The organism is Pseudomonas sp. GW822-FHT02D10 (assembly GCF_058802345.1).
Window position 1 is genome coordinate 323,951 of record NZ_JBXAOB010000006.1, and the last position, 22,781, is coordinate 346,731.

Genomic DNA, 22,781 nt, shown 5'->3' on the forward strand with positions numbered 1-22,781 from the left:
CCACAGGTTCAGCGTGATCCCTGTGGGAGCGAGCCTGCTCGCGATGGCCGCGCCGCGGTCGTCGATCCGAAGCAACTTCCCCTCACCATTTATCACCCAATTACAAAGCCACCTAACTATTGCGTTGACATTCGCTGCCTAGGCAGTAACATCTGGACATATATTCCCTGCCTAGGCAGCTAATGGGTGGTCAGATGAAACATTTCACGCCAGACGAATTCCAGAATTGTCACCTCGGTCTCTTGCTCGGGCGCGCCGCGCTGCTCAAGGACCGGATCATCGACACGCACATGGAACCCCACGGCATCACCGCCGCGCAGTTCAAGGTGTTGATCATCATGGCCCAGTTTGGCGTCGATACCCCGGCCGAGCTGTGCCGGCACCTGTCTCTGGACAGTGGCTCGATGACCCGCATGCTCGATCGTCTGGAGCAGAAGGGCTTTCTCTCCCGCCAACGCTCCGAAGGCGACCGACGTCAGGTGCAACTGGTGCTGACCGAGGAGGGCCAGACGCTGGCCGACCGTCTGCCGCATATCGGTGCCGAGGCGATGAACGAACTGGCAGGCGCCATCACTCCAGAAGAGTTGAAAACCCTGGAACAGATCCTGAAGAAAATTTTGCTGGCGGCCGGTGACTCGATCACTTTGCTGCGGGTAGGTGACAAATGAGCCGTAAAACCTTGCGTACCGGCCTCAGCCTGGTGCTGTTGGCCATGAGCCTGGCCGGGTGTGCCAGCTACAGCGGTCTGAACACCCAGGGCGTAAGCCTCGATGCGAAAACCCTCAAGGCCGGGCAATCCCTCAATGGCGTGACCCTGTCGCCGGCAGCCTGGCCAAAAAGCGACTGGTGGAAAAGCCTCGGCGACCCCCAGCTCGATGGCCTGATCCGCGAAGCCCTGCACGACAGCCCGGACATGCAGATCGCCGACGCCCGGGCCCATCAGGCCAGCGCCGCTGCTTATGCTGCCGACGCCGCGCGGATGCCGACTCTCGATGCCAGCGCCAGCGTCAGCCGCTCGCGGTTGGCTCGCGACAAGGACCCGACCGGAGTGGGTGGCACTTACTCCACGGTGCGCAGTATCGGCGCCAGCTTCAATTACACCTTCGACCTCTGGGGTGGCCAGCGTGCCACCTGGGAAGCGGCGCTGGGCCAGGCCCGCGCTGCCGAAGTCGATCAGCAAGCCGCGCAGTTGACCTTGTCGGCCGATGTTGCCCGCGCCTACAGCAACCTCGGGCAGGCTCATATCGTCCATGACCTGGCTAATGATGACCTCAAGCGCACTCGGCAAATGCTCGATCTGAGCAAGCGTCGGCTGAGCTCCGGCATCGACAGCCAATACCAGTATCAGCAAACCGAAAGCCTGGAAGCCAGTTCCGAAGCCACGTTGATCGACGCCGAAAAGACCCTTCAGAGCGCGAAGATCGCCCTGGCCGTGTTGCTCGGTAAAGGCCCGGATCGCGGCAATGAAATTACCCGGCCGAAAGTGCTTCAGGCCAGCGCCGTGGCGTTGCCATCGACGCTGCCGGCCGAGTTGCTCGGTCGTCGCCCGGACCTGATCGCCGCACGGTGGCGGGTCGAGGCGGCGAGCAAAAACATCGACGCCGGTAAAACCAGGTTCTACCCAAACCTCAACCTGAGCGCGGCCGCCGGTGCCGAGTCGTTGTTGGGTGACGCGATGTTTGGCTCGGCGAGCCGCTTCTTCAATATTGTGCCAACCGTGTCGTTGCCGATCTTCGATGGCGGCCGCTTGCGCGCCAACCTCGATGCGCGGGACGCCGACTATGACCTCGCCGTCGCGCAGTACAACAAGACGCTGGTGAAAGCGTTGGGGGATGTCAGCGACACGATTTCCCAGTTGCGTGACATCGGCCGGCAGATCGGTGCGCAGCAACACGCCACCGACATTGCCCAGGATTCTTACAACACGGTGGTCCAGCGTTACGGTTCCGGAATCGGTAACTACCTGGACGTGCTCAGCATCGAGCAGCAATTGCTCCAGACCCAGCGTCAGCTGGCGAACCTGAATGCCGAGCAGATCGATCTGTCAATTCAATTGATGCAGGCACTGGGCGGCGGATTTCAAGCCGACACCATTGCCTCGGCCACTCCATCCCCAGCGCCCGCCACGCTGAATCAATAATTCAAGGTACTTGTCATGGCCACTACCGAAAACAACCTAACCCCTGAGAGCGCCCAAGACGCGGGCAATCCAGGCAAACGCAAATTCATGCTGCTGGTGCTGACGATCCTGGTGATGCTTGGCGGCCTCGGTGTCTGGGGCTGGCACGAACTCTACGGACGCTGGAACGAAAGTACCGACGATGCCTACGTCAATGGCAACGTGGTGGAAATCACGCCACTGGTCACCGGTACTGTTGTCAGTATCGGCGCCGACGATGGTGATCTGGTCCATGAGGGCCAGGTGCTGGTCAACTTCGACCCGAACGACGCACAAGTCGGCTTGCAAAGTGCACAAGCCAATCTGGCCCGCACCGTACGCCAGGTGCGTGGCCTGTACAGCAACGTTGACGGCATGAAAGCCCAGGTCAACGCGCAGAAAGCTGAAGTGCAAAAGGCTCAGGACAACTTCAACCGCCGGAAGAATCTGGCGGCGGGCGGGGCGATCTCCCAGGAAGAACTGTCCCACGCTCGGGATGACCTGACCTCGGCGCAAAACGCCCTGGCCAATGCTCAGCAGCAACTCAACACCACCAACGCGCTGGTCGATGACACCGTGGTTTCGTCCCACCCGGATGTGCAGGCCGCCGCCGCACAAGTGCGTCAGGCCTACCTGACCAACGCCCGCAGCACACTGATCGCACCGGTCACCGGTTATGTCGCCAAGCGCACCGTGCAGCTCGGCCAACGGGTTCAGCCGGGGACTGCGCTGATGGCGGTCATTCCGCTGGATCAACTGTGGATCGACGCCAACTTCAAGGAAACCCAGCTGCGTGACATGCGCATCGGTCAGCCGGTGGACATCGAAGCCGATCTCTACGGCAGCGAAGTGAAATACAACGGCACCATCGACAGCCTCGGCGCCGGGACCGGCAGCGCGTTTGCCTTGCTGCCGGCGCAAAACGCGACCGGTAACTGGATCAAGATCGTTCAGCGGGTGCCGGTGCGGATTCACATCAACGCCGAGCAACTGGCCGAACACCCGTTGCGGGTTGGCCTGTCGACGATGGTCAACGTCAATCTGCACGACCAGAGCGGTCCGGTGCTGGCGCAACAGCCGCCGCAAAAGGCCTCGTTCAGCACCAACGTCTATGACCGTCAGTTGGCTGAAGCTGACGCGATGATCACCCGTCTGATCCACGACAACAGTTCAGTGGCGAGCAAAACCGCTCAACGCTGATTCGCCAATCCCTCAGCTGCGGCCGTAACGGTCGCAGCGACTGCCTCGTTTCAAAGGATTCGCGATGAGTACTAACGCGTCTTTCAAGCCGCCCAGCCTGGTGCTCAGCACCATTGGCCTGTCGCTGGCGACCTTCATGCAGGTGCTCGACACCACCATCGCCAACGTGGCCTTGCCGACCATTTCCGGCAACCTGGGCGTGAGTTCGGAGCAGGGCACCTGGGTCATCACCTCGTTTGCCGTGAGTAACGCCATCGCGCTGCCGCTGACGGGTTGGCTGAGCCGGCGTTTTGGTGAAGTGAAGTTGTTTCTGTGGGCGACCATTCTGTTTGTGCTGGCGTCGTTCCTCTGCGGGATCTCGACCTCGATGCCTGAACTGATCGGCTTTCGCGTACTTCAAGGCCTGGTGGCAGGTCCCTTGTATCCGATGACCCAGACCCTGCTGATCGCGGTCTATCCGCCGGCCAGACGCGGCATGGCCCTGGCGTTGCTGGCGATGGTGACGGTGGTGGCGCCGATTGCCGGCCCCATCCTGGGTGGCTGGATTACCGACAGCTACAGCTGGCCGTGGATCTTCTTTATCAACGTGCCCATCGGGATTTTCGCGGTAATGGTCGTGCGCCAGCAACTCAAGGCGCGGCCGGTGGTGACGAGTTACCAACCCATGGATTACGTCGGTCTGATCACCTTGATCATTGGCGTCGGCGCGCTGCAGATCATCCTCGACAAGGGCAATGACCTGGACTGGTTCGAATCGAACTTCATCATTATCAGTGCGGCTATTTCAGCGATTGCACTGGCAGTGTTCGTGATCTGGGAAATGACCGACAAGCACCCGGTGGTCAACCTGCGGCTGTTCGCCCACCGCAACTTCCGCATCGGCACCATCGTGTTGGTCTTGGGTTACGCCGGGTTCTTTGGCATCAACCTGATTCTGCCGCAGTGGCTGCAAACCCAGATGGGTTACACCGCGACCTGGGCCGGGCTGGCGGTGGCGCCGATCGGCATTCTGCCGGTGCTGATGTCGCCGTTTGTCGGCAAGTATGCGCACAAGTTCGACCTGCGATTGCTGGCCGGGCTGGCGTTCCTGGCGATTGGCTTGAGCTGCTTCATGCGCTCCGGCTTCACCAATGAGGTGGACTTCCAGCACGTGGCGCTGGTGCAGTTGTTCATGGGGATTGGCGTTGCGCTGTTCTTCATGCCGACCCTGAGCATTCTGATGTCGGACCTGCCGCCGCATCAGATCGCCGATGGCGCTGGTCTGGCGACGTTCCTGCGGACCTTGGGCGGCAGCTTCGCGGCCTCGCTGACCACCTGGATCTGGATCCGCCGCGCCGATCAGCATCACGCTTACCTGAGCGAAAGCCTCAGCACCTTCGATTCGGTAACCCGCGATACGCTGAATGCTCTGGGTGGGGCGGGTAATCCGGCGTATGCGCAGCTCGATCACGTGCTGACCAGTCAGGCGTACATGCTCTCCACCGTGGATTACTTCACGTTGTTGGGCTGGGGTTTTATGGGATTGATTCTGCTGGTGTGGCTGGCCAAACCGCCGTTTGCGGCGAAGGCGGGGCCGGAGGCGGCCGGACACTAATAGGAGCGCGGCCAATGTGGGAGCGAGCTTGCTCGCGAAGGCGGCATGACAGTCAATGAAAATGTTGAATGTGAATCCGCTATCGCGAGCAAGCTCGCTCCCACAGGGTTTTGTGTTTTGCTGTCAGTTAGCGGGCGCTGCCCGCTGCGGCGGCGGGGCAAAATCAAATGGAGCAAGCGCAAAACCTTGCTCATCCACCTGCAATGCCCAGCCTTGACGATCCCAATCCCCCAGCACAATGCGTTTGGCCGCCTGCTCGCCGATCTGCAATTTGTGGATGGCAGGGCGGTGGGTGTGGCCGTGGATCAGGGTTTTCACGCCGTACTGCTGCATGATCCGCGGGATTTCCTCGGGGGTCACGTCGACGATGTCGTTGGCTTTCATCCGGGTTTGCGCGCGGCTTTCGCTGCGTAGCTTGCGCGCCAGCTTATGGCGGGTGCGCAACGGCAGATGGCGCAACACGAACAAGGTGATGGGGTTGCGCAGGTAGCGGCGCATCCGCATATAGCTTTCGTCGCGGGTGCACAGGCTGTCGCCGTGCATCAACAGCACTGGCTCACCTGCGAGCTGCACGACAGTCGGGTCCTTGAGCAGGGTGCAGCCGGCTGCTTTGCAAAAGGCCTTGCCGAGCAGGAAGTCGCGATTGCCATGCATCAGGAATATGGCCGTGCCGCTGTCGCTAAGTTCGCGCAGGGCCTGGCAGATGGAACGTTGGAAGGGGGTCATGGCATCGTCGCCAATCCACACCTCGAAAAAGTCGCCCAATATGTACAGCGCTTGCGCTGCGCGGGCGCGGGTGGCGAGCAAATCCAGAAACGCCCGGGTAATGTCCGGGCGCGCATCGATCAGATGTAAATCTGAAATCAGCAATATCACTCAATGATCTCGGCTTTCTCGATGATCACGTCTTCTGCAGGTACGTCCTGATGGCCGGACTTCATGGTGGTCGAAACACCTTTGATCTTGTCGACAACGTCAGTGCCGGCGGTCACTTTGCCGAACACGGCGTAACCCCAACCCTGAGCGTTCTTGCCGCTGTGGTTGAGGAAGCTGTTGTCAGCGACGTTGATGAAGAACTGCGCGGAAGCCGAATGCGGCTCCATGGTGCGAGCCATGGCGACGGTGTACTTGTCGTTGGAAAGACCGTTGTCGGCTTCGTTCTGGATGCTTGGGCGCTTGTCTTTCTTTTCCTTCATGCCTGGCTCGAAACCGCCGCCCTGGATCATGAAGTTGCCGATGACACGGTGGAAAATGGTGTTTTCGTAGTGGCCGGCTTTAACGTATTCGACGAAGTTGGCCACGGTGATCGGGGCTTTCTCGGCGTTCAGTTCCAGGACGATGTCGCCGTGGTTGGTGGTCAGTTTGACTTGAGTCATGATGGGTACTCTTTTAAGGAGAGGCGTTTTCAAGGAATTCGTGGCTTTCGGGGCGCTGCGAAACGCGTGCGAGCCCGTACCTGTTTGGCAAAAAAACGCCAAGGTGCGCAGTTTAGCGTGATGGCTGCGAATTTCGAGGCTGTTTTTCAAATCAGGTGCATTAAACGCACCTGTTTTAGGGCCTGCTCTGTCAGGCGCTTGACCGCATCGGCTATGATAGCGGCTTTGTTTTGTCAGGCCTCCATGCAGGCCACGCACTTGTACGTCCAAGGATCCTATGAGCAAGCCCACTGTCGACCCTACCTCGAATTCCAAGACTGGCCCTGCCGTGCCGGTCAATTTCCTGCGCCCGATCATCCAGGCGGACCTGGACTCGGGTAAGCACACGCAGATCGTCACCCGTTTCCCGCCTGAGCCCAACGGTTACCTGCACATCGGTCACGCCAAGTCGATCTGTGTGAACTTCGGCCTGGCCCAGGAGTTCGGTGGCGTGACGCACCTGCGTTTCGACGACACCAACCCGGCCAAGGAAGACCAGGAATACATCGACGCTATCGAAAGCGACGTCAAGTGGCTGGGTTTCGAATGGTCCGGTGAAGTGCGCTATGCCTCGCAGTATTTCGACCAGTTGCACGAGTGGGCGGTCGAGCTGATCAAGGCGGGCAAAGCCTACGTTTGCGACCTGACGCCCGAGCAAGCCAAGGCATACCGTGGCAGCCTGACCGAGCCCGGCAAGAACAGCCCGTTCCGCGACCGTAGCGTCGAAGAGAACCTCGACCTGTTCGCCCGCATGAAGGCTGGTGAGTTCAAGGACGGCGAGCGCGTGCTGCGCGCCAAGATCGACATGGCGTCGCCGAACATGAACCTGCGTGACCCGATCCTGTACCGCATCCGTCACGCTCACCACCACCAGACCGGTGACAAGTGGTGCATCTACCCGAACTACGACTTCACCCACGGTCAGTCGGACGCCATCGAAGGCATCACCCACTCGATCTGCACCCTGGAGTTCGAAGGCCATCGTCCGCTGTACGACTGGTTCCTGGACAACCTGCCAGTGCCGGCGCACCCGCGTCAGTACGAGTTCTCGCGTCTGAACCTGAACTACACCATCACCAGCAAGCGCAAGCTCAAGCAACTGGTCGATGAAAAGCACGTCAATGGCTGGGACGACCCGCGCATGTCCACGTTGTCGGGCTTCCGTCGCCGTGGCTACACGCCGAAATCGATCCGCAACTTCTGCGAAATGATCGGCACCAACCGTTCCGACGGCGTGGTCGACTTCGGCATGCTCGAATTCAGCATCCGTGACGACCTGGATCACAGCGCCCCACGCGCCATGTGCGTGCTGCGCCCGCTGAAAGTCGTGATCACCAACTACCCGGAAGGCCAGGTCGAGAACCTCGAACTGCCCTGCCACCCGAAAGAAGACATGGGCGTGCGGGTTCTGCCATTCGCCCGTGAGATCTACATCGACCGTGAAGACTTCATGGAAGAGCCGCCAAAGGGCTACAAGCGCCTGGAGCCAGCCGGTGAAGTGCGTCTGCGTGGCAGCTACGTGATCCGTGCCGACGAAGCAATCAAGGACGCCGATGGCAACATCGTCGAACTGCGTTGCTCGTACGATCCGGACACCCTCGGCAAGAACCCTGAAGGCCGCAAGGTCAAAGGTGTGATTCACTGGGTGCCGGCCGCTGCCAGCGTCGAGTGTGAAGTGCGTCTGTACGATCGTCTGTTCCGTTCGCCTAACCCTGAGAAGGCCGAAGACAGCGCCGGTTTCCTGGACAACATCAACCCTGATTCGCTGCAGGTGCTGACCGGTTGTCGTGCCGAGCCTTCGCTGGGCAACGCACAGCCGGAAGACCGTTTCCAGTTCGAGCGCGAAGGTTACTTCTGCGCAGACATCAAGGACTCGAAACCAGGTGCCCCGGTGTTCAACCGCACCGTGACCCTGCGTGATTCGTGGGGCCAGTGATTTAGAGCCAAGGAATAACCGTGCTTACGATCTACAACACGCTCACCAAGAGCAAAGAAGTCTTCAAACCGCTGGATGGCAACAAGGTGCGCATGTACGTCTGCGGGATGACCGTGTACGACTACTGCCACCTGGGCCACGGCCGCAGCATGGTCGCGTTCGACCTGGTGACCCGCTGGTTGCGGTTCAGCGGTTATGACCTGACCTACGTGCGCAATATCACCGACATCGACGACAAGATCATCAATCGCGCCCGTGAAAACGGCGAGTCGTTCGAAGCGCTGACCGAGCGCATGATCGCGGCGATGCACGAAGACGAGTCGCGCCTGAACATCCTCAAGCCAGACATGGAACCGCGTGCCACCGGCCACATCGCCGGGATGCACGCGATGATCCAGACCCTGATCGACAAGGGGTATGCCTACGCACCGGGTAACGGCGACGTGTATTACCGCGTCGCCAAGTTCATGGGCTACGGCAAGCTGTCGCGCAAGAAAATTGAAGACCTGCGCATTGGCGCCCGGATCGAAGTCGACGAGTCGAAACAGGACCCGCTGGACTTCGTACTGTGGAAAGCCGCCAAGCCGGGCGAGCCGAGCTGGGAATCGCCGTGGGGCGCCGGGCGTCCGGGCTGGCACATCGAATGCTCGGTGATGTCGACCTGCTGCCTCGGTGAGACCTTCGATATTCATGGCGGCGGCAGTGATCTTGAGTTCCCGCACCATGAAAACGAAATCGCCCAGAGCGAAGCGGCCACCGGCAAGACCTACGCCAACGCGTGGATGCATTGCGGGATGATTCGCATCAATGGCGAGAAGATGTCCAAGTCCTTGAACAACTTCTTCACCATTCGCGACGTGCTCGACAAGTACCACCCGGAAGTCGTGCGTTACCTGCTGGTGTCGAGCCACTACCGCAGCGCGATCAACTACTCGGAAGACAACCTCAAGGACGCCAAAGGCGCTCTCGAGCGTTTCTACCACGCGCTGAAAGGTCTGCCGACGGTTCCAGCCGTCGGTGGCGAAGCCTTCGTCGAGCGTTTCACCCAGGTGATGAACGACGACTTCGGCACGCCGGAAGCCTGTGCGGTGCTATTCGAGATGGTGCGCGAGATCAACCGTCTGCGCGAGAGCGATCTCGATGCGGCGGCAGGCCTGGCGGCGCGCTTGAAAGAACTGGCCAGCGTGCTTGGTGTGTTGCAGCTCGAAGCCGATGACTTCCTGCAAGCCGGCGCTGAAGGCCGGGTCGATGCCGCAGAGGTCGATGCGCTGATTCAGGCGCGCCTGACGGCCCGTGCCAACAAGGACTGGGCCGAATCGGACCGCATCCGCGACCAGCTCACCGCCATGGGCGTGGTGCTGGAAGACGGCAAGGGCGGCACGACGTGGCGTCTGGCTGACTAAAGCCTGCTTGAGCTAAAAACAAAACCCGCCTTGTGCGGGTTTTTGTTTGATGGACGTAATCTTTGTCGAGATAGAACGGGTTAAACCAAAATAGCGAGTGATGTGTATTTGGCGACTAAAGGGTCGGCGGTGAGTAGCTTCATTGGTTCTGTGATTGCAGTTGCAACAATAAGGCGATCGAACGGATCGCGATGGTGATGTTCGAGGTCTTTCACCGCAATAGCGTGTTCTGACATGACAGGCAGCTCTATGAAACCGCTTTCGAGGCAGTATTCTCGAATCTCTTCCAAATCAACGCTTAGCTTTCCCAGCCCAACCTTGATCGCCATCTCCCAGAAAGTAGCTGCGCTGATGTAAATCTCAGCGGCGCTCTCAATGAGTTTTCTGGCTCTGCCGGATAGTTTTGGGTCATCACTGAGAGTCCAAAGCAGAATATGTGTATCGAGTAAGACCCTCATCCATGAGTCCCTTCAAATGCGTCCAGCATCTCGTCCGGTAGCGGCGCATCAAAGTCTTCAGGCAAGGTCAGTTTGCCTTTCATCGCTCCGATGCGCCGTCCGGAGGGTTTTCCCACGGGAACAAGGCGGGCAAGGGCTCGACCATGTTTAGCGATCGTGATGATCTGTCCGGAAGCAGCGTCATCGACCAGTTTGGACAAATTGTTTTTTGCTTCACCTAACGGAACGATGATCATGATGCCTCTCCAATATTCTGGACAAATATAGCCAGAATTTTTGAGGTAGGCAAAGGTGAGCGGACAATAGGTCAAGTTGTCATGTGTCGAGTGAGCGGTGAAAGGTCTAGAGGTTTTTGAAGTTGCTGGCGTTTCGGGAGTACCCCTTACCCGAATGTTGCGCTGTCGCTCAGTCGCCAGGCATTTAAAACCTTCGACCACTTCTGAAAAAATATCTCGTTTCATCGAATACTCCTGATAGCCCGTCACTCACCTTAGCGCTCAGTAGCATCAGCCTGATGTCAGCTGCCACCGGTCTCTTTGCAGGCATATTCCGAGAAAGGGGAGAGCAGTCGCCCAAACGCAAAAACGGCACCCGAAGGTGCCGTTTCTGTTTTTCTACTGCGTGTTACCTAAGCGATCAACCCGCCAGGCCCGTCTGCTGAACCAGTACCAGCAGCGGCTGTGGGTACAGGCCGAGGAAGAACGCCAGCACGGCGATGGCCAGCAGCATGACGCCGCCTGCCTTTTGTTCCCAGTGCAGCTGAGCGTCGACACGACGCAGGTTTGGCTCGATCAGGTACAGGGTGACCATGACGCGCAGGTAGTAGAAGACGCCGATGGCGCTGCCCAGTACCAGGGAGCCGACCAGCCACCATTGGTGAGATTCGACGCCGGTGGCGATGATGTAGAACTTGCCGATGAAGCCAGCGGTCAGCGGGATGCCGGCCAGCGACAACATCATCACGGTCAGTACGGCGGTCAGGTACGGACGACGCCAGAACAGGCCGCGGTACTCGTACAGCGCGTCGGCGTCACGACCTTTGTACGGCGAGGACATCAGGGTGATCACGCCGAACGCGCCGAGGCTGGTGATCACGTAGGTGACCAGGTACACGCCGATGGCTTCCATGGCCAGACCCTTGCTCGCCACCAGGGCGATCAACAGGTAACCGAAGTGCGCGATGGACGAGTAACCCAGCAGACGCTTGAGGTTGCTCTGGGTCAGCGCCAACAGGTTACCGAACAGGATCGAGGCAATCGCGATCACGGTCAGCACGGTACTCAACACACCGCTGCTGGCCACTGGCGAGATCTGGAACAGACGCACCATCACCGCGAACACCGCAACTTTCGAGGCAGTGGCCAGGAACGCTGCAACCGGTGCCGGAGCCCCTTCGTAGACGTCCGGCGTCCAGAGGTGGAACGGGACCAGCGACAGCTTGAACGCCAGACCGATCAGCATCAGGCCCAGGCCCAGTTGCGCCAGCGGGCTTGGCAGGCCGGTGGCCGCAAGGGCGTGACCGATACCGCTGAAACTCAGGGTGCCGGCTTCGGCGTAGAGCAGGGCCATACCGAACAACAGGAACGCCGAACCGGCTGCCGACAGCACCATGTACTTGATGCCGGCTTCCAGTGAACGCTTGTTGAAGAAGGCATAGGCCACCAGACCGTAGACCGGTACCGAGAGCAGTTCCAGACCGACGAACAAACCGGCCAGGTGCTGCGCGCTGACCAGAACCAGGCCACCGGCGGCGGCCATCAGGATCAGCAGGTAGAGTTCTTCACGGTTGCCCGGGTAACCCGTGCCACCTTCGCCGAGGTAGGCGTGGGCGAGAGTGACGCAAGCGAGGGTGGCGACCAGGATCAGCGCCATGTACAGACAGGCAAAACTGTCGATTTGCAGCAATGGCGTCACGGCCAGAGGCGCGACTTTCAGGGCTGGCAGGATCGACAGCAAGGCCAGGTTCAGACCCGCTACCGACAGCAGGAAGGTCTGTGAGTGGTTGCGGCGCCAGGCGATCGCCAGCATCACCACGATGATCGTGGCGCTGGTGATCAACAACGGCGCAAGCGCGATAAAGTGTTGAATCGTAAAGTCCATAGCGCTCTTACCGTGCCGAAGCGAGTTGAGTGAAGGCGGTACCGAACCATTGCTGCACGCCATGCATCGTCGCGGCAGAGGTATCGAGGAACGGTTGCGGGAAGACGCCGATGTAAATCAGCAGTGCCGCCAGTCCAACCACCATGATCAGTTCGCGAGCATCCATACCGTGCAACACGGCGTCCGATTTCGACGGGCCGAAGTAGGCGCGGTGGATCATGATCAGCGAGTAGACCGAACCGAACACCAGGCCTGCAGTCGCGATCACGGTGACCCATGGCGTGCTGGCGAAGGTGCCGATCAGGATCAGGAACTCACCCACGAAGTTACCGGTTACCGGCAAGCCCAGAGAGGCCGCCGCAAAGAACAGGCTGACGCCAGGCAGGTAAGCGATCTTCGACCACAGGCCGCCCATTTCACGCATGTCGCGAGTGTGGGTGCGCTCGTAGAGCTGGCCGCAGAGGATAAAGAGTGCCGCTGCCGACAGGCCGTGCGCGAGCATCTGGATCACTGCGCCTTGCAGCGCCAGTTGGCTGCCGGAGTAGATGCCGATCAGCACGAAGCCCATGTGCGAAACGCTGGAGTACGCGACCAGACGCTTGATGTCGGTCTGGGCGAAGGCCAGGAACGCACCGTAGAAGATCCCGACCAGGCCCAGGGCCATGGCGAACGGCGCGAACTCGGCCGACGCGTTCGGGAACAACGGCAGGGCGAAACGCAGCAGACCGTACGCAGCGGTCTTCAGCAGAATACCGGCCAGGTCAACGGAACCCGCAGTCGGTGCCTGTGCGTGAGCATCCGGCAACCAGGAGTGGAACGGCACTACCGGCAGCTTCACCGCGAAGGCGATGAAGAAGCCAAGCATCAGAACGTACTCGGTGGTCAGCGACATCTTGGTTTTCAACAGGTCGGCGTAGTTGAAGGTAATCACGCCCGTGCTGTTGAAATTGACCAGTACCAGACCCAGGATCGCCACCAACATGATCAGGCCGCTGGCCTGAGTGAAGATGAAGAACTTGGTCGCCGCGTAGATCCGGGTTTTCTTGCCGTCCGAAGAACTGTGACCCCAGAGCGCGATGAGGAAGTACATCGGCACCAGCATCATTTCCCAGAAGAAGAAGAACATGAACAGGTCGAGGGCCAGGAACACGCCGACGACACCGCCCAGGATCCACATCAGGTTCAGGTGGAAGAAGCCAACGTGACGCTGGATCTCTTTCCACGAGCAGAGTACCGAGAGGACACCCAGCAGACCGGTCAGCAGGATCATCAACAGCGACAGGCCGTCGAGGGCCAGGTGCACGTTGATGCCGAAACGCTCGATCCAGACATGCTTGAACTCAAGCGCCCAGGTCGGATCGGCGCCAGGCGCCGGAGCAAATGAATAGTTCCCGTGGGCCCACAGCCAGAGGCCGAGAGCGAGTTCCAGGGTCATGGTCATCAGCGCAATCCAGCGGGGGAGGGTGGCGCCGAAGCGCTCACCCATCCAGCACAGCAGGCCGCCGATGAAGGGGATCAGGATTAGCCAAGGCAGAATCATGACGGGCTCGTTTCCTTTCGCAAGTTCGCAAGGTTCATATCAGACCGCTACCAGCACGACAGCGCCGATAACCAGCACCGCACCAGCAGCCATCGAGGCGGCGTACCAACGCAGCTGACCCGTTTCGGTACGGCTCAGGGAGTTGTGACCCCCTTTGGCCAGACGCGGGATCAAACCGATGGTTTGGTCGAACGGGTCTTTGCGCAACATGTGGCTCATCGCAAGGTACGGTTTGACGAACAGTTTGTCGTAGATCCAGTCGAAGCCCCAGGCGGCGAACCACCAGGCCGTGAGCAGACGGCCGATGCCGCTGTTGGCGATGGCGCTCACGAAGCGACGCTTGCCGAGGAACAGCAGCGCGGCCAGCAGGATACCGGACAGGGCGATAGCACCCGAGGCGAGTTCCAGGCTGTGCTTGGCTTCGCCACCGGCATGGCCAACGCTTTCTGGCAGTACGCCGTGCAGTGGCGGAACGATCATCGCGCCAATGGCGGTCGACAGCACGATCAGTACCGACAGTGGCAGCCAGTGAGCAATGCCGTGGCCTGCATGGGCTTCGGTCTTCACTTCACCATGGAACGCGATGAAGATCAGGCGGAAGGTGTACAGCGACGTCATGAAGGCCCCCACCAGACCTGCATAGAGCAGACCGTGGTTGCCGCTGGCGAAGGCTTCCCAGAGGATTTCGTCTTTCGAGTAGAAACCTGCGGTCACCAGCGGCAGGGCCGCGAGGGCCGCGCCGCCGACGATGAAGCTGGCGTAGGCCAGTGGCAGCTTCTTCCACAGACCGCCCATCTTGAAGATGTTCTGCTCGTGGTGGCAGGCAACGATCACCGAACCGGACGCAAGGAACAGCAGCGCCTTGAAGAACGCGTGGGTCATCAGGTGGAAGATCGCGCCTTCCCAGGCACCCACGCCCAGCGCCAGGAACATGTAGCCGATCTGGCTCATGGTCGAGTAGGCGAGGATACGTTTGATGTCGGTTTGGACCAGGGCGGCGAAACCGGCGAGGACCAGGGTCACGCCGCCGACGATGCCGACCAGGTGCAGGATATCCGGTGCCAACGCAAACAGACCATGCGTACGGGCGATCAGGTACACGCCAGCGGTCACCATGGTCGCGGCGTGGATCAGTGCCGAAACCGGGGTAGGACCGGCCATCGCATCCGCCAGCCAGGTTTGCAGCGGCAGTTGCGCGGATTTACCGACCGCACCGCCCAGCAGCATCAGGGTCGCCATGACGATCCAGAAGTCACCGGTCTTGAAATGCTCAGGCGCTTTGACCAGCAACTCTTGAATGTTCAGCGTGCCCAACTGTTGGAACAGGATGAACAGGCCGATGGCCATGAACACGTCGCCGACACGGGTAACGATGAAGGCTTTGAGTGCGGCGTTACCGTTGTTGCGGTTGCTGTAGTAGAAACCGATCAACAGGTAGCTGCACAGGCCCACGCCTTCCCAACCGAAGTACAGGAACAACAGGTTATCGCCCAGCACCAGGAACAGCATGCTGGCGATAAACAGGTTGGTGTACGCGAAGAAGCGCGAGTAACCGTCTTCACCGCGCATGTACCAGGACGCGAACAGGTGGATCAAAAAGCCCACACCGACGACCACACCGAGCATGGTCACGGACAAGCCGTCCAGGTACAGGGCGAAGTTCGGCTTGAAATCACCTACCGAGATCCACTGCCACAACACCTGGGTGACGTGACCGCCTTCAGGCGGCGCGACGTTGAACTGCCAGATCACATAAGCAGCAACGATCGCCGAGAGGCCGATGGAGCCGACGCCGATCAGCGCCGAGAGGTTTTCCGAGAGGCGGCCGCGTGAGAACGACAGCAGCAGGAAACCGATCAGGGGGAATACGAAAGTCAGATAGAGAAGGTTCATCCGCGCATCTCGCTGGCAGCGTCGATATCGAGAGTGTGGAAGCGGCGATGCAGCTGCAACAGAATCGCCAGGCCAATACTGGCCTCGGCGGCTGCCAGGCTGATCACCAGGATGAACATGATCTGTCCATCCGGCTGGCCCCAACGGCTACCGGCAACGATGAACGCCAGTGCGGAGGCATTCATCATGACCTCCAGGCTCATCAGCACGAAGAGAATGTTGCGGCGGACCATCAGGCCAACCAGACCGAGGCAGAACAGGACGCCGGCAACCGCCAGGCCATGCTCGAGAGGGATAGCAGGCATAAAGTTACTCCTTCGCCTCGTTGCGGCCCAAGTGGAACGCCGTGACGGCTGCGGCGAGCAGCAGCATCGAGGCGAGTTCGACCACCAGCAAATAAGGACCGAACAGGCTGATGCCCACGGCCTTGGCGTCTACGGTGGTGTGGCCGACGCCGGTGCCGCTGGAATGGCTGAACAGTACGTACAGCAGTTCAGCCAGCAGCAGCGCTGCCAGCACAACGGGACCCGCCCAGATACCGGGTTTGAGCCAGACGCGCTCTTGCTGAACCGAGGCGGGGCCGAGGTTCAGCATCATGACCACGAACACGAACAGCACCATGATGGCGCCGGCATAGGCGATCACTTCCAGTACGCCGGCGAATGGAGCGCCGAGGCTGAAAAAGGTCATCGCCACGGCAAGCAGCGAGATAATCAGGTAGAGCAGGGCGTGCACAGGGTTGGTGTTGGTGATCACGCGAAGCGTGGACACAACGGCAACTCCGGACGCGAAATAGAAAGCGAATTCCATCTTTCTTCCTTAAGGCAGCAAGCTCTTCACGTTGATCGGTTCGGCTTCATTTTGCGCGGCGCCTTTCGGCTTACCGGCAATCGCCATACCTGCAACACGATAGAAGTTGTAGTCAGGGTTTTTGCCGGGGCCGGAGATCAGCAGATCTTCTTTCTCGTAAACCAGGTCCTGACGCTTGAACTCGGCCATTTCGAAATCCGGTGTCAGCTGGATCGCGGTGGTCGGGCAGGCTTCCTCGCAGAGGCCGCAGAAAATGCAGCGCGAGAAGTTGATACGGAAAAATTCCGGGTACCAGCGGCCGTCTTCGGTTTCAGCTTTCTGCAGCGAGATGCAACCGACCGGGCAGGCCACGGCGCACAGGTTGCAGGCCACACAACGCTCTTCGCCGTCAGGGTCGCGGGTCAGGACGATTCGTCCACGGAAGCGCGGCGGCAGGTACACCGCCTCTTCCGGATATTGCAGCGTGTCGCGCTTGCGGAAGGCATGGCTGAAAATCATCACCAGGCTGCGAAGCTGGGTGAAGAAGCCATGCACGATGTCAAAAATATACTTCATGATTCTCTATCCTCACTGAGCCGCGATGGCGGGCGTGTTGAGCAACACGATCGCAGCGGTCACCAGCATGTTGACGAGGGTCAGCGGCAGGCAGAACTTCCAGCTGAAGTCCATCACTTGGTCATACCGTGGGCGCGGAATCGAGGCGCGCAGCAGGATGAAGATCATGATGAAGAACGCGGTTTTCAGTGCGAACCAGATGAACGGGATCTGCGGCAGAATGTCGAACGGACCGTGCCAGCCACCGAAGAATAGTGTCACCAGCAGCGCCGAAATCAACACGATGCCGATGTACTCGCCGACGAAGAACATGCCCCATTTCATGCCGGCGTATTCAATGTGGTAACCGTCGGCCAGTTCCTGCTCCGCTTCCGGCTGGTCGAACGGGTGACGGTGAGTCACGGCGACGCCAGCAATGAAGAAGGTCAGGAAGCCGAAGATCTGCGGAATGATGAACCACAGGTGCTGGGCTTGATAATCGACGATGTCGCGCATGTTGAACGAGCCAACCTGGATCACGATGCCCATCACCGACAGGCCCATGAACACTTCGTACGACACGGTTTGTGCCGAGGCCCGCAAGCTGCCCAGCAGGGCGAACTTATTGTTACTCGACCAGCCGGCGAACAACACCGCGTAGACCGACAGACCGGCCATGGCGAAGAAGAACAGGATGCCGATGTTCAGGTCCGCGACGCCCCAGGTGGGGGTGATCGGGATGATTGCGAAGGCAATCAGCAAGGCGCTCATGGCCACCACCGGCGCCAGGGTGAAGATCACCTTGTCGGCGAACGGCGGCGTCCAGTCTTCCTTGAAGAACATCTTGATCATGTCGGCCGCAATCTGGAACGCGCCGAACGGGCCGACGCGGTTCGGACCGTAACGGTCCTGCCAGAGGGCGAGCAAACGACGCTCGACCCAGCTCAACAGAGCACCGCACACCACCACGGCGAGCAGAATCACGATGGCTTTGAGCACCGCGATGATGATGTCGATCACTTCAGGAGTGAACAAGGTCATTGCGCTGCCTCCTGCAGACCGTCAACGGATTTGCCAAAGATGGCCGGCGGAATGCCAGCGATACCCGCAGGCAACGCCACCAGACCAGCCCCCAGCTCTTCGTTGATTTGCAGCGGCAGACGCAGGGTCTGGCCGGCAACGTTCAAGCTCAGCATGGCACCGTCATTGACGCCCAGGCGATCGGCTTCGGACTTGGCCAGCGACACGTAAGCGGCTGGAATGCGTTCCTGGACCGGAGCGGCTTTCGAAGAGTTCTCTTCGCTGCCGAACAGGTGGTAGAACGGCACAACCTGCCAGGTGCCTTGAGCCGGGTTGAATGCGCGCGGAACACTGGCGAACCAGTTCAGCGAATCACCCTGGCTTTCGATCAGGCGAGCACCCGGATCACCGGCACGCAGGTGACCACCGACTTCGTCCTGGAACTTGTTCCAGGCTTGCGGCGAGTTCCAGCCCGGCGACCAGGCAAATGGTACTTGCTGACGTGGTTCGACGGAGCCCGAGTAACCTTCCATGGAGAACGAGAACGCCGTGTCGTTGTCCTGGGAAGTCCGCGGCTCGTGCACGCTGATGTCGGCGCGCATGGCGGTGCGGCCGCTGTAACGCAGCGGTTCGCGAGCCAGTTTCAGGCCTTTGATCCGGAACGAAGCAGACGGTGCGGCGTTGACGATACCGGCCAGTTGTGGAGTGCTCGAAGCACAGGCAGCCGTGACGTGGTCCAGTTGGGTCCAGTCGATCGGCTGGTTCAGCAGGGTCGAGCGCAGGGCATGCAGCCAGCGCCAGCCTTCGTGAACCAGGAGGCTTGCATCGAGGTAAGTCGGGTCGAAGACCTGGAAGAAGCGCTGGGCGCGACCTTCCTGGCTGACCAGCGTACCGTCGCCTTCAGCGAAGCTGGCGGCTGGCAGAACCAGGTGCGCGCGATCGCTGGTAGCGGTTTTCTGATGGTCGGCGACGATCACCACTTTAGCGGCGCTCAGGGCCGCATCGACCTTGGCTTTGTCGGTACGGGTGTACAGATCGTTTTCCAGCACCACGATGGCGTCGGCTTTACCGTCGATCACCGCTTGCAGGGCTGCGTCGACCGATTCGCCGCCGAGCATGGCCAGGCCGAGGCTGTTGGCCTCAGGCACGATCAGGCTGATGGAACCGTTCTTCTCGCGCAGCTTCAGGGCTTTGGCGATGTTCGCCGCAGCTTCGATCAGGGCTTTGGAGCCCAGCGAAGTACCGGCGATGATCAGCGGACGCTTGGCTGCGAGCAGGGCGTCGGCAATGCGCTTGGCCAATTCGAGCGCTTCAGCGTCCAGACCTTCGACCGCTGGAGCGCTGGCGTCGAGGGCGTGAGCCACGGCGAAACCGATGCGTGCCAGGTCGTCTGGAGCGGCGTGAACGCATTCTTCAGCGACGTCGTCGAGCTTGGTTTCAGCCAGGCTGGCGATAAACAGCGGGTTCAGCGCGTGCTGACCGATGTTTTTCACCGCAGCGTCGAGCCAAGGCTGAACGCGCATGGCGTCGGCCATGTCTTCGGCTTTGCCTTTGACCGATTGACGCAGGGCCAGGGCCATACGCGCAGCGGTCTGGGTCAGGTCTTCACCGAGGACGAAGATCGCATCGTGGTCTTCGACGTCGCGCATGTTCGGAATCGGCAGCGGGCTGTCTTTCAGCACCTGCATGACCAGACGAATACGCTCCAGCTCGGAAGCTTCGATACCCGAATAGAAGTGCTCGGCACCGACCAGTTCGCGCAGGGCGTAGTTGCTTTCAAGGCTGGCACGCGGCGAACCGATACCGACGATGTTGCGACCGCGCAGCAGGTCAGCGGCTTTATCCAGCGCTTCGTCCAGGCTCAGCTTCGCGCCGTTGGCCAGCAATGGCTGACGTGGGCGATCTTCGCGGTTGACGTAGCCATAGCCGAAACGGCCACGGTCGCACAGGAAGTACTGGTTTACCGAACCGTTGAAACGGTTTTCGATGCGACGCAGTTCGCCGTAACGCTCACCCGGGCTGATGTTGCAACCGCTGGAGCAGCCATGGCAGATGCTCGGCGAGAACTGCATGTCCCACTTACGGTTGTAGCGCTCGGAGTGAGTCTTGTCGGTGAACACACCGGTCGGGCAGACCTCGGTGAGGTTGCCGGAAAACTCGCTTTCGAGGGTGCCGTCTTCTACGCGACCGAAGTACACGTTGTCGTGGGCGCCGAATACACCGAGGTCAGTACCGCCGGCGTAGTCTTTATAGAAACGTACGCAGCGATAGCAGGCGATGCAGCGGTTCATTTCGTGGGAAATGAACGGGCCCAGTTGCTGGTTCTGGTGGGTACGCTTGGTGAAGCGGTAACGGCGCTCGTTGTGGCCGGTCATTACCGTCATGTCTTGCAGGTGGCAGTGACCGCCTTCTTCGCACACCGGGCAGTCGTGCGGGTGGTTGGTCATCAGCCATTCAACGACGCTGGCGCGAAATACTTTCGCTTCTTCGTCATCGATGGAGATCCAGCTGCCGTCGGTGGCAGGGGTCATGCAGGACATGACGATACGACCACGCTTGTCGTTCTCGTCGGTGTACTGCTTGACGGCGCACTGGCGGCAAGCGCCAACGCTGCCGAGGGCGGGGTGCCAGCAGAAATAAGGGATATCGAGGCCTAGCGACAGACATGCCTGTAACAGGTTGTCTGCCCCATCGACTTCGAGCTCTTTGCCGTCTACGTGGATAGTGGCCATGGTTCAAAGTTCTTCGTTGGCCCGGTGTCAGCGGGCGTGGCTAATGGAATCTTGTTATCCGTCCGAATCCAAACAGCCTGTAACAGGCGTCATCGGACGAAAGGCGAACGGCACGGACCGTTCGCCTTTTTTAAAGCGTTAAGCGCCGACTACGATCGGCCTTGCCAGAGGCGGGACGGCGACGCGGGTAGGCGCGATGCCGGCTTCGAACTCTGGACGGAAATACTTGATTGCGCTGCCCAATGGCTCCACGGCGCCCGGTGCGTGAGCACAGAAGGTCTTGCCTGGGCCGAGGAAGCCGACCAGACCCAGCAGGGTCTCGATGTCGCCGGCTTGCCCTTCACCGTTCTCGATGGCGCGCAGGAGCTTGACGCTCCACGGCAAACCGTCACGGCACGGGGTGCAGAAACCACACGACTCACGGGCGAAGAACTCTTCCATGTTGCGCAGCAGGGACACCATGTTGACGCTGTCGTCCACCGCCATGGCCAGGCCGGTACCCATACGGGTGCCCACTTTGGCGATGCCGCCGGCGTACATTTGTGCGTCCAGGTGTTCCGGCAACAGGAAGCCGGTACCGGCACCGCCTGGCTGCCAGCACTTGAGCGTGTAACCGTCGCGCATGCCACCGGCGTAGTCTTCGAACAGCTCGCGACCGGTGACGCCGAACGGCAGTTCCCACAGGCCCGGGTTCTTGACCTTGCCGGAGAAGCCCATGAGCTTGGTGCCCATGTCTTCACTGCCTTCGCGCGCCAACGATTTGTACCAGTCCACCCCGTCGGCAATGATCGCCGGCACGTTGCACAGCGTTTCAACGTTGTTCACGCAGGTCGGCTTGCCCCACACGCCAACGGCGGCAGGGAAGGGCGGCTTGGAGCGCGGGTTGGCGCGGCGGCCTTCGAGGGAGTTGATCAGTGCGGTTTCTTCACCGCAGATGTAACGCCCCGCGCCGGTGTGGACGAACAGTTCGAAATCGAAACCGCTGCCCAGGATGTTGTTGCCCAGCAGGCCCGCTGCCTTGGCTTCTTCCACGGCACGGTTCAGGTGCTTGGCGGCGGTGGTGTATTCGCCACGCAGGAAGATGTAGCCACGGTAGGTTTTCAGCGCGCGAGCACTGATCAGCATGCCTTCGATCAGCAGATGGGGCAGTTGCTCCATCAGCATGCGGTCTTTCCAGGTGTTGGGTTCCATTTCATCCGCGTTGCACAGCAGGTAGCGGATGTTGATGGATTCGTCTTTGGGCATCAGGCCCCACTTCACGCCAGTGGGGAAGCCTGCGCCGCCGCGACCCTTGAGGCCGGAGTCCTTGACGGTCTGGACGATGTCGTCCTGGGACATATCGGCGAAGGCTTTACGCGCTGCCGCGTAGCCGTTCTTGGCCTGATACTCGTCGAGCCAGACGGCCTCGCCGTCGTCACGCAGACGCCAGGTCAGCGGGTGGGTCTCTGCGCTGCGCTTGATGCGGTTGGCAGGGCCGAAGGAAGTCAGGGTCATACGTAGCCCTCGAGCAATTTGGCAACGCCAGCAGGCTGCACATCACCGAATGTGTCGTCGTCGATCATCAACGCCGGCGCCTTGTCGCAGTTGCCGAGGCAGCAGACCGGCAGCAGGGTGAAACGACCGTCGGCGGTGGTTTGACCCAGGCCGATACCCAGCTTGCTCTGGATTTCGCTGACCACCGACTCGTGGCCACCGATGTAGCAGACCATGCTGTCGCAGACGCGAATGATGTGACGGCCCACGGGCTGACGGAAGATCTGGCTATAGAACGTCGCCACGCCTTCAACGTCGCTGGCCGGGATGCCGAGGATTTCGCCGATGGCGTAGAGCGCGCCATCAGGCACCCAGCCACGTTCCTTCTGGACGATCTTCAGGGCTTCGATCGACGCCGCGCGCGGGTCTTCGTAGTGATGCAGCTCGTGCTCGATGGCCGAGCGCTCGGTTTCGCTCAGGGCGAAACGGTCTGTCTGGATAAGCGTGCTGTTCAT

20 protein-coding genes are annotated in these 22,781 nt (G+C 60.2%); 6 read left to right on the forward strand and 14 right to left on the reverse strand.

What is annotated here, in order from left to right:
- Positions 1 to 194: 194 nt before the first annotated feature.
- The 4 genes from AC1RPZ_RS13015 (at position 195) to AC1RPZ_RS13030 (ending at position 4,952) form a co-directional block, all read left to right on the forward strand.
- A complete protein-coding gene (locus AC1RPZ_RS13015) occupies positions 195 to 668 on the forward strand; it encodes a MarR family winged helix-turn-helix transcriptional regulator (RefSeq protein ID WP_493137431.1) in 474 nt (157 codons plus the stop codon).
- On the forward strand, positions 665 to 2,140 hold the full coding sequence (locus AC1RPZ_RS13020; RefSeq protein ID WP_493137432.1) for an efflux transporter outer membrane subunit: 1,476 nt from the start codon (positions 665 to 667) through the stop codon (positions 2,138 to 2,140). The genes AC1RPZ_RS13015 and AC1RPZ_RS13020 overlap by 4 nt, the downstream gene beginning before the upstream one ends.
- 15 nt (positions 2,141 to 2,155) lie before the next feature.
- Positions 2,156 to 3,358 (forward strand): HlyD family secretion protein, encoded by a 1,203-nt coding sequence (locus tag AC1RPZ_RS13025; protein ID WP_493137434.1) that lies wholly within the window; start codon positions 2,156 to 2,158, stop codon positions 3,356 to 3,358.
- A 64-nt stretch (positions 3,359 to 3,422) separates the two neighbouring features.
- Positions 3,423 to 4,952, forward strand: a complete 1,530-nt coding sequence (locus AC1RPZ_RS13030; protein WP_493137436.1) for a DHA2 family efflux MFS transporter permease subunit — start codon at positions 3,423 to 3,425, stop codon at positions 4,950 to 4,952.
- A gap of 123 nt (positions 4,953 to 5,075) precedes the next feature.
- Here AC1RPZ_RS13030 and lpxH read toward each other — a convergent pair whose 3' ends face one another.
- Both lpxH and AC1RPZ_RS13040 read right to left on the reverse strand, forming a co-directional pair.
- A complete protein-coding gene (gene lpxH, locus AC1RPZ_RS13035; protein WP_493137437.1) occupies positions 5,076 to 5,828 on the reverse strand; it encodes a UDP-2,3-diacylglucosamine diphosphatase in 753 nt (250 codons plus the stop codon).
- On the reverse strand, positions 5,825 to 6,328 hold the full coding sequence (locus AC1RPZ_RS13040; protein ID WP_493137438.1) for a peptidylprolyl isomerase: 504 nt from the start codon (positions 6,326 to 6,328) through the stop codon (positions 5,825 to 5,827). The genes lpxH and AC1RPZ_RS13040 overlap by 4 nt, the downstream gene beginning before the upstream one ends.
- Before the next feature lie 277 nt (positions 6,329 to 6,605).
- On the opposite strand from AC1RPZ_RS13040, the gene AC1RPZ_RS13045 reads away from it, so the two are divergent.
- Together AC1RPZ_RS13045 and cysS are read left to right on the forward strand one after the other, a co-directional pair.
- Positions 6,606 to 8,303, forward strand: coding sequence for a glutamine--tRNA ligase/YqeY domain fusion protein (locus AC1RPZ_RS13045; protein ID WP_493137439.1), 1,698 nt, complete (start codon positions 6,606 to 6,608; stop codon positions 8,301 to 8,303).
- Between the two features lie 20 nt (positions 8,304 to 8,323).
- Positions 8,324 to 9,706, forward strand: coding sequence for a cysteine--tRNA ligase (cysS, locus tag AC1RPZ_RS13050; RefSeq protein ID WP_493137441.1), 1,383 nt, complete (start codon positions 8,324 to 8,326; stop codon positions 9,704 to 9,706).
- 80 nt (positions 9,707 to 9,786) lie between these two features.
- Here cysS and AC1RPZ_RS13055 read toward each other — a convergent pair whose 3' ends face one another.
- From AC1RPZ_RS13055 to nuoE, 12 genes are all read right to left on the reverse strand, one after another.
- Positions 9,787 to 10,164, reverse strand: coding sequence for a type II toxin-antitoxin system VapC family toxin (locus AC1RPZ_RS13055; RefSeq protein ID WP_493137442.1), 378 nt, complete (start codon positions 10,162 to 10,164; stop codon positions 9,787 to 9,789).
- Positions 10,161 to 10,625 (reverse strand): type II toxin-antitoxin system Phd/YefM family antitoxin, encoded by a 465-nt coding sequence (locus AC1RPZ_RS13060; protein WP_493137443.1) that lies wholly within the window; start codon positions 10,623 to 10,625, stop codon positions 10,161 to 10,163. The genes AC1RPZ_RS13055 and AC1RPZ_RS13060 overlap by 4 nt, the downstream gene beginning before the upstream one ends.
- Before the next feature lie 175 nt (positions 10,626 to 10,800).
- Positions 10,801 to 12,264, reverse strand: coding sequence for an NADH-quinone oxidoreductase subunit NuoN (nuoN, locus tag AC1RPZ_RS13065; RefSeq protein ID WP_493137444.1), 1,464 nt, complete (start codon positions 12,262 to 12,264; stop codon positions 10,801 to 10,803).
- Between the two features lie 7 nt (positions 12,265 to 12,271).
- The gene (nuoM, locus tag AC1RPZ_RS13070) at positions 12,272 to 13,804 is read right to left on the reverse strand and encodes an NADH-quinone oxidoreductase subunit M (protein WP_493137445.1); all 1,533 of its coding nucleotides are present in this window, start codon (positions 13,802 to 13,804) and stop codon (positions 12,272 to 12,274) included.
- Positions 13,805 to 13,843: 39 nt separating this feature from the next.
- Positions 13,844 to 15,697, reverse strand: coding sequence for an NADH-quinone oxidoreductase subunit L (gene nuoL / locus AC1RPZ_RS13075; protein WP_493137446.1), 1,854 nt, complete (start codon positions 15,695 to 15,697; stop codon positions 13,844 to 13,846).
- On the reverse strand, positions 15,694 to 16,002 hold the full coding sequence (gene nuoK, locus AC1RPZ_RS13080; protein WP_493137448.1) for an NADH-quinone oxidoreductase subunit NuoK: 309 nt from the start codon (positions 16,000 to 16,002) through the stop codon (positions 15,694 to 15,696). The genes nuoL and nuoK overlap by 4 nt, the downstream gene beginning before the upstream one ends.
- A 4-nt stretch (positions 16,003 to 16,006) precedes the next feature.
- Positions 16,007 to 16,507: an NADH-quinone oxidoreductase subunit J gene (gene nuoJ, locus AC1RPZ_RS13085; protein ID WP_019689817.1), complete on the reverse strand. Its 501-nt coding sequence runs from the start codon at positions 16,505 to 16,507 to the stop codon at positions 16,007 to 16,009.
- Between the two features lie 9 nt (positions 16,508 to 16,516).
- The gene (nuoI, locus tag AC1RPZ_RS13090) at positions 16,517 to 17,062 is read right to left on the reverse strand and encodes an NADH-quinone oxidoreductase subunit NuoI (protein WP_401123796.1); all 546 of its coding nucleotides are present in this window, start codon (positions 17,060 to 17,062) and stop codon (positions 16,517 to 16,519) included.
- Positions 17,063 to 17,074: 12 nt separating this feature from the next.
- Entirely contained in the window at positions 17,075 to 18,082 is a 1,008-nt protein-coding gene (gene nuoH, locus AC1RPZ_RS13095) for an NADH-quinone oxidoreductase subunit NuoH (protein ID WP_493137449.1), read from the reverse strand.
- Complete coding sequence (nuoG, locus tag AC1RPZ_RS13100) at positions 18,079 to 20,793, reverse strand: NADH-quinone oxidoreductase subunit NuoG (RefSeq protein ID WP_493137451.1); 2,715 nt, start codon at positions 20,791 to 20,793, stop codon at positions 18,079 to 18,081. The genes nuoH and nuoG overlap by 4 nt, the downstream gene beginning before the upstream one ends.
- Before the next feature lie 138 nt (positions 20,794 to 20,931).
- Positions 20,932 to 22,287, reverse strand: coding sequence for an NADH-quinone oxidoreductase subunit NuoF (gene nuoF / locus AC1RPZ_RS13105; protein ID WP_493137452.1), 1,356 nt, complete (start codon positions 22,285 to 22,287; stop codon positions 20,932 to 20,934).
- On the reverse strand, positions 22,284 to 22,781 hold the full coding sequence (nuoE, locus tag AC1RPZ_RS13110) for an NADH-quinone oxidoreductase subunit NuoE (RefSeq protein WP_007970445.1): 498 nt from the start codon (positions 22,779 to 22,781) through the stop codon (positions 22,284 to 22,286). Before nuoE ends, nuoF begins: the two co-directional genes overlap by 4 nt.

Bases quoted from the DNA above. Each gene is read 5' to 3' on its own strand.
- AC1RPZ_RS13015 (WP_493137431.1), top strand. From the start codon at position 195: ATGAAACATTTCACGCCAGACGAATTCCAGAATTGTCACCTCGGTCTC.
- AC1RPZ_RS13020 (WP_493137432.1), top strand. From the start codon at position 665: ATGAGCCGTAAAACCTTGCGTACCGGCCTCAGCCTGGTGCTGTTGGCC.
- AC1RPZ_RS13025 (WP_493137434.1), top strand. From the start codon at position 2,156: ATGGCCACTACCGAAAACAACCTAACCCCTGAGAGCGCCCAAGACGCG.
- AC1RPZ_RS13030 (WP_493137436.1), top strand. From the start codon at position 3,423: ATGAGTACTAACGCGTCTTTCAAGCCGCCCAGCCTGGTGCTCAGCACC.
- AC1RPZ_RS13040 (WP_493137438.1), bottom strand. From the start codon at position 6,328: ATGACTCAAGTCAAACTGACCACCAACCACGGCGACATCGTCCTGGAA.
- AC1RPZ_RS13045 (WP_493137439.1), top strand. From the start codon at position 6,606: ATGAGCAAGCCCACTGTCGACCCTACCTCGAATTCCAAGACTGGCCCT.
- AC1RPZ_RS13055 (WP_493137442.1), bottom strand. From the start codon at position 10,164: ATGAGGGTCTTACTCGATACACATATTCTGCTTTGGACTCTCAGTGAT.
- AC1RPZ_RS13060 (WP_493137443.1), bottom strand. From the start codon at position 10,625: ATGAAACGAGATATTTTTTCAGAAGTGGTCGAAGGTTTTAAATGCCTG.
- nuoN (WP_493137444.1), bottom strand. From the start codon at position 12,264: ATGGACTTTACGATTCAACACTTTATCGCGCTTGCGCCGTTGTTGATC.
- nuoM (WP_493137445.1), bottom strand. From the start codon at position 13,804: ATGATTCTGCCTTGGCTAATCCTGATCCCCTTCATCGGCGGCCTGCTG.
- nuoL (WP_493137446.1), bottom strand. From the start codon at position 15,697: ATGAACCTTCTCTATCTGACTTTCGTATTCCCCCTGATCGGTTTCCTG.
- nuoK (WP_493137448.1), bottom strand. From the start codon at position 16,002: ATGCCTGCTATCCCTCTCGAGCATGGCCTGGCGGTTGCCGGCGTCCTG.
- nuoJ (WP_019689817.1), bottom strand. From the start codon at position 16,507: ATGGAATTCGCTTTCTATTTCGCGTCCGGAGTTGCCGTTGTGTCCACG.
- nuoI (WP_401123796.1), bottom strand. From the start codon at position 17,062: ATGAAGTATATTTTTGACATCGTGCATGGCTTCTTCACCCAGCTTCGC.
- nuoH (WP_493137449.1), bottom strand. From the start codon at position 18,082: ATGACCTTGTTCACTCCTGAAGTGATCGACATCATCATCGCGGTGCTC.
- nuoG (WP_493137451.1), bottom strand. From the start codon at position 20,793: ATGGCCACTATCCACGTAGACGGCAAAGAGCTCGAAGTCGATGGGGCA.
- nuoF (WP_493137452.1), bottom strand. From the start codon at position 22,287: ATGACCCTGACTTCCTTCGGCCCTGCCAACCGCATCAAGCGCAGCGCA.
- nuoE (WP_007970445.1), bottom strand. From the start codon at position 22,781: ATGAACAGCACGCTTATCCAGACAGACCGTTTCGCCCTGAGCGAAACC.